This window comes from Bacillus sp. FSL K6-0268 (assembly GCF_038005425.1).
Lineage (GTDB): Bacteria > Bacillota > Bacilli > Bacillales > Bacillaceae_G > Bacillus_A > Bacillus_A thuringiensis_S.
Genome location: NZ_JBBOTF010000001.1, coordinates 1,528,208 through 1,542,278, shown reverse-complemented (window position 1 = coordinate 1,542,278; position 14,071 = coordinate 1,528,208). Strand labels below are relative to the sequence as shown.

The window sequence follows — 14,071 nt, the reverse complement described above, 5'->3', positions numbered from 1 at the left end:
GAGCAGGAGCTTTTTATACTCTTATAAAGAAAATAGGTGAAAAGTATGCAGAAAAGATTTTATAAAAAATGTCTTTTAGCGGTAATGATTGCTGGGGTGGCAACGAGTAACGTATCTCCTTTACATCCTTTTGCAGCAGAACAAAATGTAAAGGTACTACAAGAAAATGTGAAAAACTATTCTCTTGGACCAGCTGGATTCCAAGATGTAATGGCACAAACGACATCGAGTATATTTGCAATGGATTCATATGCAAAATTAATTCAAAATCAACAAGAGACGGATTTAAGTAAAATAAGTTCGATTAATAGTGAATTTAAAGGGAATATGATTCAGCATCAAAGAGATGCAAAAATTAATGCAGCATATTGGTTAAATAATATGAAGCCTCAAATTATGAAAACGGATCAAAATATTATAAATTACAATAATACTTTTCAATCGTATTATAACGACATGTTAATAGCGATTGATCAAAAGGATAGCGGAAAATTAAAAGCGGATTTAGAAAAGTTGTATGCGGATATTGTAAAGAATCAAAATGAGGTAGATGGATTATTAGGAAATTTGAAAAGTTTTCGCGATAGAATGGCGAAAGATACAAATAGTTTCAAAGAGGATACAAATCAGTTAACAGCGATATTGGCAAGTACGAATGCTGGTATTCCAGCTCTAGAGCAACAAATAAATACATATAACGATTCGATTAAAAAGAGTAATGATATGGTCATTGCTGGTGGCGTACTTTGCGTAGCGCTAATAACATGTCTTGCTGGCGGGCCGATGATTGCGGTTGCAAAAAAAGATATCGCAAATGCAGAAAGAGAGATAGCTAATTTAAAAGATAGAATTTCAGGAGCACAAGCAGAAATCGTAATTTTGACTGATGTAAAAAATAAAACAACAAACATGACGGAAACAATTGATGCAGCAATTACAGCACTACAAAACATATCAAACCAATGGTATACAGTAGGTGCAAAATATAATAATTTACTACAAAACGTAAAAGGAATTAGTCCGGAAGAGTTTACGTTTATAAAAGAAGATTTACATACAGCGAAAGATAGCTGGAAAGATGTAAAGGATTATACAGAAAAATTACATGAAGGTGTGGCAAAGTAAACAGTGGGCTAGTTCCGCTGTTTATTTTTATTCCGTTTTTTTGTGAGAGTTGAACTTGTAATTTTATATATAAGTTTTCATGTGTTTTATCCATGTGTGTATAAAAAATCTTTTTGTTATCGCTCCCTTTGATAGAATCCATTTTCACATAGGTTTTTTACCGAATTTTTTAAAAATTAAATTTTACGGCTTGATAATTCGTTTAAAATGATTTAATCTTATGTCAAATGATATATTTATCTATCAAAAATGCTTTTGTAAAGATAAAGGAGTGATTGAGAATGTTAAACGCCCCATTGATGGTAAGCCTTTAGGTGCAACCACATTGAAAAGATTGGGAAGAAATGAGTGAGCTTTCACAATAAAGAACTCTATAACTTTATGTAGTGTTTGATGCCCTTTGATTAGATTTTTTTAAAAAACAAACCAATATTAATTGAATCAAAGTTTAGAAATTAAATATATGAGTAGTAGAAAAAAGCCATTAGTTGTTATCATGTCTTGATGAAAAACATAAAAAATAGGCAAGAAAAATTCTGAGAAAACCTGTTCAGAAAGTATGGTATGAAAGCAAGTTAGTGATGGGAATTCAAAACCAATTTGATAAAAGTGAGGTAAATAATATGACTTTTGAAGAAAAATTACAAGCATATGCAGAACTTACGGTGAAAATCGGTGTGAATATTCAACCAGGGCAATACTTATTAGTCAATACATCAGTGGATGCATTGGATTTCGCCCGTATAGTTGTGAAAGAGGCTTATAAGGCTGGGGCAGGGCGTGTTCATGTTAATTTCTCGGATGAAGAAATGGAACGTGCTTACTTTGATTATGCCTCAGATGAAGAATTTAATCGCTTCCCAGAGTGGATAGTCAAAATGAATGATGAGCTGATCGAATGTAAAGGAGCATTATTAATGATAGATGCTACAGATCCTGATAAATTTACAGGTATTTCATCTAATCGTCTAGCTACCTATCAAAAGGTAGCAGGAGCTGCTCTGAGCAACAATCGCAACGCCGTAATGAAGGATTCAGTAGCTTGGTCTATGGTAGCAGTTCCTTCACCAAAGTGGGCATCGAAGGTGTTCCCGGATTTAGCAGCTGAGGATCAAGTACCAGCATTATGGGAGGCTATTTTTAAAGCTGTTCGTATTGGTGAAGGCAGTGCTATTGAAAAATGGCGTGAACATGTAAAAAATTTAGAATCTCGTGCGGTCCTACTGAACAATAAAAAATATATAAAGCTTCACTATACAGCGCCAGGTACTGATTTAACAATTGCATTAGCACCACAGCATAAATGGATTACTGGAGGTGGTAAAACTCCTGATGATACTATCTTTATGGCTAATATGCCGACCGAAGAGGTTTATACGTTACCGATGAAACAAGGTGTAAATGGCTATGTAAGCAATACAAAACCATTAGTTTATCAAGGGAATATTATCGACGGCTTTAAACTGACATTTGAAGAAGGAAAAATTGTTAAAGCTGAAGCACAGGTAGGACATGATTTATTACAGGAGCTTATTAATGTGGATGAAGGCTCGTGCTATTTAGGTGAGATAGCACTTGTACCAAATGAATCACCAATTTCAGCATCGGGAATTTTATATTTTAATACATTGTTTGATGAAAATGCATCGAACCATTTAGCGATTGGTAAAGCTTATCCAACTTGCTTAGAGGATGGAAGAGATTTAGAAAACGATCAGCTTGAAACGTTAGGTGCAAATATTTCAGTAACACATGAGGATTTTATGATTGGCAGCAGTGAGATGGACATCGACGGTATTCTACCAGATGGAACTGTAGAACCAATTTTCCGTAAAGGTAGCTGGGCATTTTAAGTTTTTAATTTGAAGAAAGGAGTAGAGTGGATGAAACGGTTACTAAGCATAATTGGTGCAACTATATAGGGGGTTCATCTGCTTTTGCTTAGGCTGAAAACTACCTCTTTAATTAGAAGTAAAATACATTCAAAGGAGATAGGCCAATGAATTTCTGGGAAGTTGTTTTGATAGTAGTGAATTTTAGTCTATTGAGTTGGATACTGTTAATAGGCAGAGAAACGAAAAAGTGGTCTAAATTAGCTACTTTGATTGCCGTTGTAATGGTTACAGTTCAGTTATTGGCAGAAGGTTTTAGGTGGCAGATGATTCCGGCATATGTATCCCCAGTTATCTTAATTTTATGCTATTTATTAACTGGGCGGAAAAAGGGCTGTAGAAGTTGGGGGATATTCATAGTTAAGACCTCGTTGCTATGTATCTATTTGTCTGTAGCAGTGGCGCTACCCTTACTTATGCCAGTATTTTCATTTGAAGAACCAACCGGCCCACATAGGATCGGTACGAAGGTATATCATTGGATTGATCATCAGAGAAATGAACCATATTCGAAAAATCCAACCGATCGGCGCGAACTGATGGTGCAAATTTGGTATCCTACAGCTGAAAAAAGTAAGGGGGATCCAGAACCTTATATTCGTAACATAAATGAGCTTTCCAAGGGATTGGAAAAAACATTGTCCATTCCTGCATTTGCATTCAGCCACATGGAATTGGTAAAATCTCATTCGTTTATGGATTTACAACTCTCAGATTCAGAGAATCATTATCCCATATTACTTTTCTCTCATGGTTTTAATGGTTTTCGTAATCAAAACACGTTTCAAGTTGAGGAGTTGGCTAGTCAAGGATATATTGTTCTAAGTATCGATCATACCTTTGATGCTGCAGCTACCGTCTTTCCAGATGGTCGAACTGCTTACGTACAGCCCATCAATTTAACTGATGAAGGGGATAGCCACATAAAATTATGGGAGGAAGATGTCAGCTTTGTCCTTAATCAGATAGAGAAACTTAATCAAAACGATGAGACCGGCTTCTTTACAGGAAGAATGGATACTTCGCGAATTGGAATGTTTGGTCACTCTTACGGTGGAGCTACCGCAGCACAAATACTTGCAAAAGATTCTCGTGTCAAAGCAGCTATCAATATGGATGGTACATTGTATGGAGAAATCTTTCCTGAAAGTGGAATTGGAAAACCATTTCTACTCATGAGTGCAGAAGAGCCTGATGAAGCAGATCCCTATGAAGTGAGGGAGCGATATGGACGTGGGTTAGCTGGTGGTGGTATGTCAATGGTCATACCTCATACGGATCATACAAGCCTCACTGATTTACATTTGTTCTCCCCTCTGTTGCAGAGCCCAGGTGAAAATCCAAAGGAAGTTCATCGTATTATCAACGAATTCAGCCTGGCATTTTTTGACCAGTATGTAAAACAGAAGGATGACGGCTCAACCCTTAAAAGGCTGATGACCAAATACCCGGAAGTGAATTTTAAAGTAAACCGATAACTTTATGCAGAAAGAAGCTTCATTATAAAACATTCAGTAATTAAATGAAGTGCAACCGGATTTAATAAAAGTAGAAAAATTACTATAAGTATTAATGCGTCATGAAAAATAGTTTAAAAAACCTAGATAAGGTAATCAATTTCTCTACTAAGAAAGCGATTCGAACCATTTCCTTTGGTTCTTGTATTTATTACATTAAATAATTTAATTTCTTCATCGTTATCTAAATAATGAAATGCTAAAAATGAAACATTCAAAGTACTATCAGTTTCAGTAATATAATTCTTTTTGAAAAGCTACATTCAGCATCTGGACACTTTATTTGAGATTGTTTATTATAATATCAAATGATATATTTTTCTATCAAAAATGACGAATTTATACAGAAAAAGGGAGAGATTGACGATGAAGAAAGACTTGTCAGCGTTGAAGGAAGCGAGATTTAATGCAATTCTTGATTCGGCTACTATATTGCTTGTTGAAAATCCTACTGCTTCGATGAATGAAATTGCGGAATATGCGGGAATTGGAATTGCTACACTCCATCGCTACGTCGAAAGCAGGGAGAAATTGATGCTGTTCTTAGGCCATCGGGCTATACAACTGGTAAGTGATACTGTAAACCAGATTCCACTGGATGAGGAAAGAAGCGAAAACTATATCCCGGAACTCATTGAAGCGTTAATCCCTTTAGGTGACAAAATCTATTTTCTAGGTCATGATGCATCTGTATTTAACAACAAAGAATTAGGTAAAGCAGAAGAGAAGCTGAGGGAACCCTTACGACGCGTTATTGAGCTGTTACAACAAAGAGGTTATTTTCAGCAAACGGTTAGCAGCGAATGGATTTTGAATACGCTTTATGCTCTGCTTTTCCATACTTGGGAACAGGTACATGAAGGAAATGTGGCTAAAAAATCTGCTGCAGAGCTTGTTTTAAATACATTTTATTATGGTTTTAAAGCTAAGGATGATTTGAGAGGTAAGTGAACTGATTCAAATCCATGATAATTAATATCAATAATACAGAAAGCGAAAAGGAGGACTGGGAAATGAATCAAATCTCTATTGTAAAGGCTGTTCATCAATCCATGGTCGGCGCCCAGTTAAATGTAATGGCATTGGAATACATGGCGTTTCCACTTGCAGGATCTGAGGAGAAGAACACAGTCGAAGGGACATTTTGTAAGCTCTGGCGGCAGGAGAACAACCGTTTTAGTCATCAATACGCTTATGAAGCTCAAATGGACGGGAAAACTTTAGGGATGATTACTTGCTATCCCATACCCGTTTTAAACCGTCTTGCCTGGTCCACTTTTAAACAGCTGCTTTCATTCCGAAAGCTGGGTTTTGTTATTTATAACATTTTGAATATCAAAATGCTTTATTCCATGTTTACCTTGAAGGAGGGAGAAGATGACGAGTTTCACATCGGAACAATTGCCTTATTGCCCGAAAGTCGAGGACTAGGGATAGGTACCAGACTACTTAAGTTTGCCGAGGAACAAGCTTCCCTGCAAGGCTTTGCCAAATGCTCTCTGACGGTAAAGAAAGAGAATCAACTTGCCATTAAATTGTATCAGAGGATAGGCTACCAGATTACAGGCGAAATTAATAAACCAAAGTTATCGTTGTACAGAATGGTCAAAAACGTAGAATCTTACAACCGTTTATAAAAAATTTGTACCGTATCAGGGTACCGCCACATACCTATCAACCGAAATATTCTGAATTATCAACAAAATAAAAATGAACTTTTTGTTACAAGTTAATACAAAATTTCGTTCTAGAGGCACTAAAAAATTTTAGCTTGATAGTGATGGGATGGGGCCTCTATATAAAAAAACACAGTTTACACTCAAACTGTGTTTTTCGACGTACAATGATTTATCAACATCTCTTATTATTCTTTAAAATCTGCAACAGAACCAGGATTTCCCCTCAAAGTATAAATTCCAAGGGGAACCGTTTTTTTATTTACTTATATACGTACAGCTGTACCACTGACAGCAACCATTAACATTCCATCACGAACAACTTCGTAATCTACGTCAATACCAACGATAGCGTTCGCACCTTTTTCTTTTGCAAGTTCTTTCATTTCGCCCATTGCAATATCACGAGCGTCTTTTAGCTTACTTTCATAAGCACCAACACGGCCACCGACAACATCACGAACGGAAGCGAATACATCGCGGACAATATTTGCACCCATAATAGCTTCACCATTTACAATATCAATATACTCAATAATCTCTTTACCTTGAATTCCAGAAGTTGTTGTTACAATCATGACTGACACTCTCCTAATATCTTATAATTTTTGATTAGCTTTCTTATGCCATAGAAAAAGTATTTTTGGCACCAGAAACAAGTCTAGTTTCTTACAGAATGAAACCAAGGCAATTGTTTAACATGTGTATCGCTATAACATATGCAATGGATCTTTTAGAAATAAGATAAGCCGCAGTAAGTATCAACGATCCAGGTAAATAAATAGCAATATCCGAAAGTTGGTTCGTATGAAGAAGTGTAAAAATCATAATCGAAATGATAGATGCAATAGCAGTACCAATATGGTAAGAAAAACGATTTATTAATATGTGACGAAACACAATTTCTTCAAGTATTGGACCCAGAATACCAAATACAAGCAATGTAAATACAAGAGGTACCTCCGCACCCGTTTCAAGGAGCTGCTCTTGGTTCTCTGGTTGACCAGTTGCTAGAAAACGCATAACACACTGTTCCACAATTACCGTAAATAAAACTACCATAGGAATACTTACTATTTTCAAAATTGTCTTCTCTTTAAAATAAGTAAAACTTTCAATAATTTCTTTCCTAAAGAAAATGATTCCTACAATAGCAGGTACAGTAAAACCGATGGCACTAAGAACAAATTCTGATTCAACTAAATTGACATTAGCTAAAAGTGATATGCCAAATAATATGTACAAGCCAATTTGAAATGGTACAAACATTGTAAAGATTATGAGCATAATGATTTCTTTTTTATTCATTTTTATAAAGTTCACTGTATTGCCCCCATAATTAAATTACCTATAATTTTTGATTTTTCTCTCTGCATAACGTTCTCCTTCTAAATATATTTATATAAGATTATAAACCGGACGGTTCGGTCCGGAACCTAATGATACTATAAGTTTCTAGTTTTTTAAACCCTTTTTATAAAGTATTAACAAAATCCAAATGGAAAAAAAGCAAATATATTTATATCTCAGTTTCTTTGGTACAATTTAATTCCAGTAATCATTAATGATTACCCTTTTATAGAATGAAGTGAAAGTGGGGATAGTTCAAACACTTTAGCTAAACATATTAATCAAAATTATATATAATAATCATATGTCTATACGTTAAATTTAACTATATATTTTTACACCTACTACGAAGTTAGGTGAAATTAGTTGTATAACATGACTGAATTAAATAATTGGTCATGTTAATTTTGACAGAAAATTCATTTGAATGATATAGATAATACAATTTGATTAATCTCTTTTCAAACTGTATTGTTTGAGGTTCACATAATATAGGGGTTGATAAGATATTTTCGCTTCAAACTTCTTTATACTTACAAAAAAATTCAAGAAAATAGATGGTAAATATCACCTGGAATATTAAGCTCGTTTTTATTAGGAGGATTACAAAGCATGACTAAAGTTGATAAGGTTAAAGAAAAAATTATTGAAACATCTTTATATTTATTTAATACTAATGGGATAACTCGCACATCCATCCAGGATATAATGACAGCTACTGAACTACCTAAAGGATCTATTTATCGTAGATTCAAAAGTAAAGAAGAAATTGTCCTTGCTGCCTACGACAAAAGTGGTGAGATTATGTGGAGTCATTTTCATAAAGCAATGGAAAATAAAAAGACAGCAATCGATAAAATCCTTGCAATTTTCCTTGTATATCAAGATGCAGCTAATAATCCTCCTATTGCTGGAGGCTGTCCATTACTTAATAGCGCAATTGAAAGTACTGGAGTATTTCCAGAATTACAAAAAGCAGCAGCAAAAGGTTATGATGATACAGTAATGTTAATGGCTTCTCTCATAAAAGAAGGAATAGAGAAACAAGAACTTAAAGAAGATATAGAGGTTATATCACTTGCTTCCTTTCTTGCATCTTCAATGGAGGGGGCTATTATGGCAAGTCGAGTATCTAACGATAATATACACCATCATTATTTTATTGAACAAATAAAACATCATCTTTTCACTTATTCTAAATAAGTGGGAACTTGCATTGTTTTCATCCAATTTTTATAAAATTAAATTGAATACATACCCCTTATAACCAGTATCTTCTGTTTATAAGGGGTATTTGAATAGTTTTTAGACGATGGTTTATGTTTCTTATTGAACGGTTTCATTGTATATAATAAGTGGAATATAAGTTCAGTTAGATAAAATTCGGTAGTCGAATTTTTTTGCATAAAGCTGTATAATGCTTGTAACGAAAGGGAAATACAGGAAGGGATTTGTAATGAGTTACTATGGAAAAAGATAAACAACAATTAAGCGTTGAAGTTGCAAGATTATATTATCAATCAGATTATAGTCAGCAAGAAATTGCTAACAAATTAAATATTTCAAGACCGACGATTTCTAGATTGTTAAAGTACGCGAAAGAAAAAGGGTTTGTTCAAATTAGCATCGCCGATCCATTTGCGGATTTAGATAACGTTGGGAATTTACTAAAAGAAAAGTACAACTTGTTAGAGGCACATGTTGTGTTTTCTCCAGTGCCAGAATATGCAACGATTACAGAGTATATTAGTAAATATGCAGCTGAGTATATGGAAAAGACGGTTAAAAATGGTGATATCGTTGGTGTAAGCTGGGGAATGACAATGTATGAAATCGCTAGAAAAATCGTACCGCAACATGTAAAAGGGATAGAGGTTGTCCAGCTAAAAGGTGGCATTAGTCACTCGAGTGTAAATACATATGCGAATGAGACGATAGCTTTATTTGCAGATGCTTTTCAAACGACGCCAAGAAATCTACCTCTTCCAGTTATATTTGATAATGCAGTGACAAAAGAATTAGTAGAGCAGGATCGACATATTCATCACATTATCGAAATGGGGAAGCAAGCGAATATTGCAATTTTTACTGTAGGAACAGTGCGAGATGAAGCGCTATTATTCCGATTAGGTTATTTCGATAAGGAGGAAACAAGTTTACTCAAAAAACAATCGGTCGGTGACATTTGTTCACGTTTCTTTGATGGAGACGGAAATATTAGTAGTGAAGAAATTAATAAGCGGACCATTGGAATTGAGTTAGAGGAACTGAAATTAAAGAAACGCTCTATTTTAGTTGCAGGTGGTAATAGAAAAATAAAAGCAATTGATGGTGCGTTACGTGGCGGGTATGCAAATGTATTAATTATCGATCAGCATACAGCAAAAGAATTGTTACATTATCAAAAAGATTAGAAATAAAAGGCGTTCTCAAAATGTTAATTTTGAGAACGCCTTTTATTTTGTTATGTATGAATGATAGGTGTTTTTTTGAACACAAATTGCCTTTTTAAAAATAATTATGGATATGGAGATACATACTACCATTGTTAATATAAAAGTTTTGATTTTAAATAGGAATTGTTTCTTAGTTAGAATGCGCTTTATTTACTACAAGAAAATTCCTTTTAAAAAAGAATGAACAAAATTTCAAAAGTGTATTTACATTTGTTCAACTAAGAGTTAGAATGAAGTTGTTAAAAGATATGAGGAGTGAAGATAATGAACATTGCAAAGTTAATTGACCATACAATTTTAAAAGCTAATACTACTAAAGAAGATGTTATGAAAGTAATCGAAGAAGCAAAGGAATATAAATTCGCTTCTGTTTGTATTAACCCAACATGGGTAAAATTAGCGGCTGATGAACTAGCTGGACATGATGTAGACGTTTGTACTGTAATCGGTTTCCCATTAGGAGCAAGCACTACTGAAACAAAAGCATTTGAAACAAAAGATGCTATCGCAAAAGGTGCAACTGAAGTTGATATGGTAATCAACGTAGGCGCTTTAAAAGATGGCGACAACGAACTTGTTGAAAAAGATATTTATGAAGTAGTACAAGCAGCAAAAGGAAAAGCTCTTGTAAAAGTAATCATTGAAACTTGTCTATTAACAGATGAAGAAAAAGTACGCGCTTGTGAATTATCAGTAAAAGCTGGTGCTGACTTCGTAAAAACTTCAACTGGATTCTCAACTGGCGGAGCAACTGCTGAAGATATCGCATTAATGCGTAAAACAGTAGGACCAAACGTTGGTGTAAAAGCATCTGGCGGTGTTCGTACACGTGAAGATGCAGATAAAATGGTAGCTGCTGGAGCTTCTCGCGTTGGAGCAAGTGCTAGTGTTGCAATCGTATTAAATGATGCAAAAGGTGCTACAGATAACTACTAATCGATAAAAGGTTAAAGCAATAGATATACGTTTAAAGTATATCTATTGCTTTAACAATTAAAGAAAATGTAAGCGGATACGAATGGGAGGAAACGGCTTATGAAATACTTAATCGGTGTTTTTGGCCTCGTATTGATTTTAGGTATCGCTTGGCTTGCTAGTAATGATAGAAAGAAAGTCAAATATCGTCCAATCATAACGATGGTTATATTACAATTCATTTTGGGGTTTCTATTATTAAATACAAGTATAGGGAATATATTAATTAGCGGAATAGCAGATGGTTTTGGAGAGTTATTAAAATATGCCGCTGACGGTGTGAATTTCGTATTTGGTGGATTAGTAAATCAAAAAGAGTTTTCGTTCTTTTTAAGTGTATTAATGCCAATCGTATTTATATCAGCCTTAATCGGTATTTTGCAACATATTAAAGTATTACCTATTATTGTGAAATCTATCGGTCTAGCATTAAGTAAAGTAAATGGAATGGGGAAACTAGAATCATATAATGCTGTTGCTTCTGCGATTTTAGGACAATCTGAAGTATTTATATCAGTTAAGAAACAACTAGGGTTATTGCCAGAGAAAAGAATGTATACATTATGTGCATCGGCAATGTCTACAGTTTCTATGTCTATCGTTGGATCATATATGGTGTTATTAAAACCACAATATGTTGTAACCGCTTTAGTGCTTAACTTATTCGGTGGCTTCATCATCGCTTCTATCATTAACCCGTATGAAGTTACTGAGGAAGAAGATATGTTAGAAGTACAAGAAGAAGAGAAAAAGACCTTCTTTGAAGTATTAGGGGAATACATTATTGATGGATTTAAAGTTGCGATTACAGTAGCAGCTATGTTAGTCGGTTTCGTTGCTCTTATCGCATTCATTAATGCAGTATTTAAAGGTGTAATCGGTATTTCATTCCAAGAAATTCTTGGTTATGCATTTGCACCATTTGCATTTATTATGGGTGTACCTTGGCATGAAGCAGTTAATGCCGGAAATATTATGGCAACAAAATTAGTATCAAATGAATTTGTCGCAATGACAGATTTAGCACAAGGAAACTTTAATTTCTCAGATAGAACGACAGCAATTATATCTGTATTCTTAGTTTCATTTGCAAACTTCTCTTCAATTGGAATTATTGCAGGTGCAGTTAAGAGCTTAAATGAAAAGCAAGGGAATGTAGTCGCAAGATTTGGTTTGAAATTACTATTCGGTGCAACGTTAGTAAGTTTCTTATCAGCAACAATCGTTGGCTTATTATTTTAATAGATTCATATAATATAAAAAGGAATGGTGATTGTAATGAGAATGGTAGATATTATCGCGAAAAAACGTGACGGCAAAGAATTAACGACTGAAGAAATCAAATTCTTTATTAATGGATATACAGACGGAAGTATTCCTGATTATCAAGTGAGTGCACTTGCAATGGCAATCTTCTTTAAAGATATGACAGATCGCGAACGTGCAGATTTAACGATGGCGATGGTTGAGTCTGGAGAAACGATCGACTTATCAGCAATTGAAGGAATTAAAGTAGACAAACATTCAACTGGCGGTGTTGGTGATACAACAACTTTAGTATTAGGACCATTAGTTGCTGCTTTAGACGTACCAGTAGCAAAAATGTCTGGTCGTGGTTTAGGGCATACAGGCGGAACAATTGATAAATTAGAAGCGGTAGAAGGATTCCACGTTGAAATTACGAAAGAACAATTCATTGATATTGTAAACCGTGACAAAGTAGCTGTTATTGGACAAACAGGAAACTTAACACCTGCAGATAAAAAGATTTATGCATTACGCGACGTAACAGGAACTGTTAACTCAATTCCTTTAATCGCAAGTTCAATTATGAGTAAAAAAATTGCAGCTGGTGCTGACGCAATCGTACTTGATGTAAAAACAGGTGCTGGTGCATTTATGAAAACAGAAGAAGATGCAAAAGAATTAGCACATGCAATGGTACGTATCGGAAATAATGTAGGACGTCAAACAATGGCAGTTATTTCAGATATGTCACAACCTCTTGGATTTGCGATTGGTAATGCTCTAGAAGTGAAAGAAGCAATTGATACGTTAAAAGGTGAAGGTCCAGAAGATTTAACAGAATTAGTACTTGTATTAGGAAGTCAAATGGTCGTACTTGCGAAAAAAGCAAATACGTTAGAAGAAGCTCGTGAAATGCTAATTGAAGTGATGAAAAACGGAAAAGCAACTGAGAAATTTAAAGAGTTCTTAAGCAATCAAGGCGGAGATAGCTCAATTGTAGACAATCCAGAAAAAATGCCACAAGCGAAGTATGTAATTGATGTACCTGCAAAAACTTCAGGTGTTATTTCTAACATTGTTGCAGATGAAATCGGTATCGCAGCTATGTTACTTGGTGCTGGCCGCGCAACAAAAGAAGATGAAATTGATTTAGCAGTAGGTTTAATGTTACGCAAAAAAGTTGGCGATGCAGTAAAAGAAGGCGAGCCGTTCGTAACAATCTACGCAAATCGTGAAAATGTAGAAGATGTAAAAGCAAAAATTTATGAGAACATCTCTATCGCTGAAACAGCAGTGGCTCCTAAATTAGTTCATACAGTTATTACTGACTAATCATTATTTCATTTACTTTGAGGGGGAAATAATATGGATAAGAAAAAATATATTGAAGAAGCAAACAAGATGTTATCGAAAGCGTATATTCCGTATTCTAAATTTCCTGTTGGCGCAGCGTTAGTTACGAAAGAAGGGAAAATCTATACTGGTTGTAATATAGAAAATGCTTCTTACGGTTTATGTAACTGTGCAGAAAGAACAGCAATATTTAAAGCAGTATCAGAAGGTGAGCGCGATTTTAGTTACTTAGTTATTACAGGAGAAACTGATGGACCGATTTCACCATGTGGTGCGTGTAGACAAGTAATTGTTGAATTCTGTGATCCGAAAATGCCTGTATTACTAACGAATGTAAAAGGTGATGAAAAAGAAGTGACTGTTGAGCAATTACTTCCAGGTGCTTTCACAATAGAAAATCTAAAATAAGTTGAAAAGTGAACTGCCCCTCCAGTTGTTAGAAACGCATAACAATTGGAGGGGCAGTTTTTTTACTTTAT

At 34.7% G+C, this 14,071-nt stretch carries 13 protein-coding genes; 11 read left to right on the top strand and 2 right to left on the bottom strand.

What is annotated here, in order from left to right:
• The first annotated feature begins 45 nt into the window (after positions 1-45).
• The 5 genes from nheC to MHI28_RS07715 all read left to right on the top strand — a co-directional run bounded on the left by nheC (position 46) and on the right by MHI28_RS07715 (position 6,171).
• Positions 46-1,125 carry a non-hemolytic enterotoxin NHE subunit C gene (gene nheC, locus MHI28_RS07735; protein ID WP_001172000.1) on the top strand — a complete coding sequence of 360 codons (1,080 nt, stop codon included), beginning with the start codon at positions 46-48 and terminating at the stop codon, positions 1,123-1,125.
• Between the two features lie 623 nt (positions 1,126-1,748).
• Positions 1,749-2,978, top strand: a complete 1,230-nt coding sequence (locus MHI28_RS07730) for an aminopeptidase (RefSeq protein WP_000141970.1) — start codon at positions 1,749-1,751, stop codon at positions 2,976-2,978.
• A 146-nt stretch (positions 2,979-3,124) separates the two neighbouring features.
• Positions 3,125-4,495: an alpha/beta hydrolase family protein gene (locus MHI28_RS07725; RefSeq protein WP_001012300.1), complete on the top strand. Its 1,371-nt coding sequence runs from the start codon at positions 3,125-3,127 to the stop codon at positions 4,493-4,495.
• Between the two features lie 405 nt (positions 4,496-4,900).
• Positions 4,901-5,485 (top strand): TetR/AcrR family transcriptional regulator, encoded by a 585-nt coding sequence (locus MHI28_RS07720; protein ID WP_000710982.1) that lies wholly within the window; start codon positions 4,901-4,903, stop codon positions 5,483-5,485.
• A 62-nt stretch (positions 5,486-5,547) separates the two neighbouring features.
• Positions 5,548-6,171 (top strand): GNAT family N-acetyltransferase, encoded by a 624-nt coding sequence (locus tag MHI28_RS07715; RefSeq protein WP_001071938.1) that lies wholly within the window; start codon positions 5,548-5,550, stop codon positions 6,169-6,171.
• Between the two features lie 305 nt (positions 6,172-6,476).
• Here MHI28_RS07715 and MHI28_RS07710 read toward each other — a convergent pair whose 3' ends face one another.
• Entirely contained in the window at positions 6,477-6,788 is a 312-nt protein-coding gene (locus MHI28_RS07710; RefSeq protein ID WP_000637518.1) for a heavy metal-binding domain-containing protein, read from the bottom strand.
• Between the two features lie 91 nt (positions 6,789-6,879).
• On the bottom strand, positions 6,880-7,533 hold the full coding sequence (locus tag MHI28_RS07705) for a CPBP family intramembrane glutamic endopeptidase (RefSeq protein WP_001009305.1): 654 nt from the start codon (positions 7,531-7,533) through the stop codon (positions 6,880-6,882).
• Positions 7,534-8,172: 639 nt separating this feature from the next.
• On the opposite strand from MHI28_RS07705, the gene MHI28_RS07700 reads away from it, so the two are divergent.
• The 6 genes from MHI28_RS07700 (at position 8,173) to MHI28_RS07675 (ending at position 14,000) form a co-directional block, all read left to right on the top strand.
• On the top strand, positions 8,173-8,763 hold the full coding sequence (locus tag MHI28_RS07700; protein WP_000169651.1) for a TetR/AcrR family transcriptional regulator: 591 nt from the start codon (positions 8,173-8,175) through the stop codon (positions 8,761-8,763).
• Between the two features lie 263 nt (positions 8,764-9,026).
• Positions 9,027-9,974 carry a sugar-binding transcriptional regulator gene (locus tag MHI28_RS07695; protein WP_000409779.1) on the top strand — a complete coding sequence of 316 codons (948 nt, stop codon included), beginning with the start codon at positions 9,027-9,029 and terminating at the stop codon, positions 9,972-9,974.
• A gap of 306 nt (positions 9,975-10,280) precedes the next feature.
• Complete coding sequence (gene deoC, locus MHI28_RS07690) at positions 10,281-10,952, top strand: deoxyribose-phosphate aldolase (RefSeq protein ID WP_001017441.1); 672 nt, start codon at positions 10,281-10,283, stop codon at positions 10,950-10,952.
• A 99-nt stretch (positions 10,953-11,051) separates the two neighbouring features.
• Positions 11,052-12,233 carry a NupC/NupG family nucleoside CNT transporter gene (locus MHI28_RS07685; protein ID WP_000876177.1) on the top strand — a complete coding sequence of 394 codons (1,182 nt, stop codon included), beginning with the start codon at positions 11,052-11,054 and terminating at the stop codon, positions 12,231-12,233.
• A gap of 36 nt (positions 12,234-12,269) precedes the next feature.
• The gene (locus MHI28_RS07680; protein WP_001983022.1) at positions 12,270-13,571 is read left to right on the top strand and encodes a pyrimidine-nucleoside phosphorylase; all 1,302 of its coding nucleotides are present in this window, start codon (positions 12,270-12,272) and stop codon (positions 13,569-13,571) included.
• Between the two features lie 33 nt (positions 13,572-13,604).
• Positions 13,605-14,000, top strand: a complete 396-nt coding sequence (locus MHI28_RS07675; RefSeq protein ID WP_000358540.1) for a cytidine deaminase — start codon at positions 13,605-13,607, stop codon at positions 13,998-14,000.
• Positions 14,001-14,071: the final 71 nt, after the last annotated feature.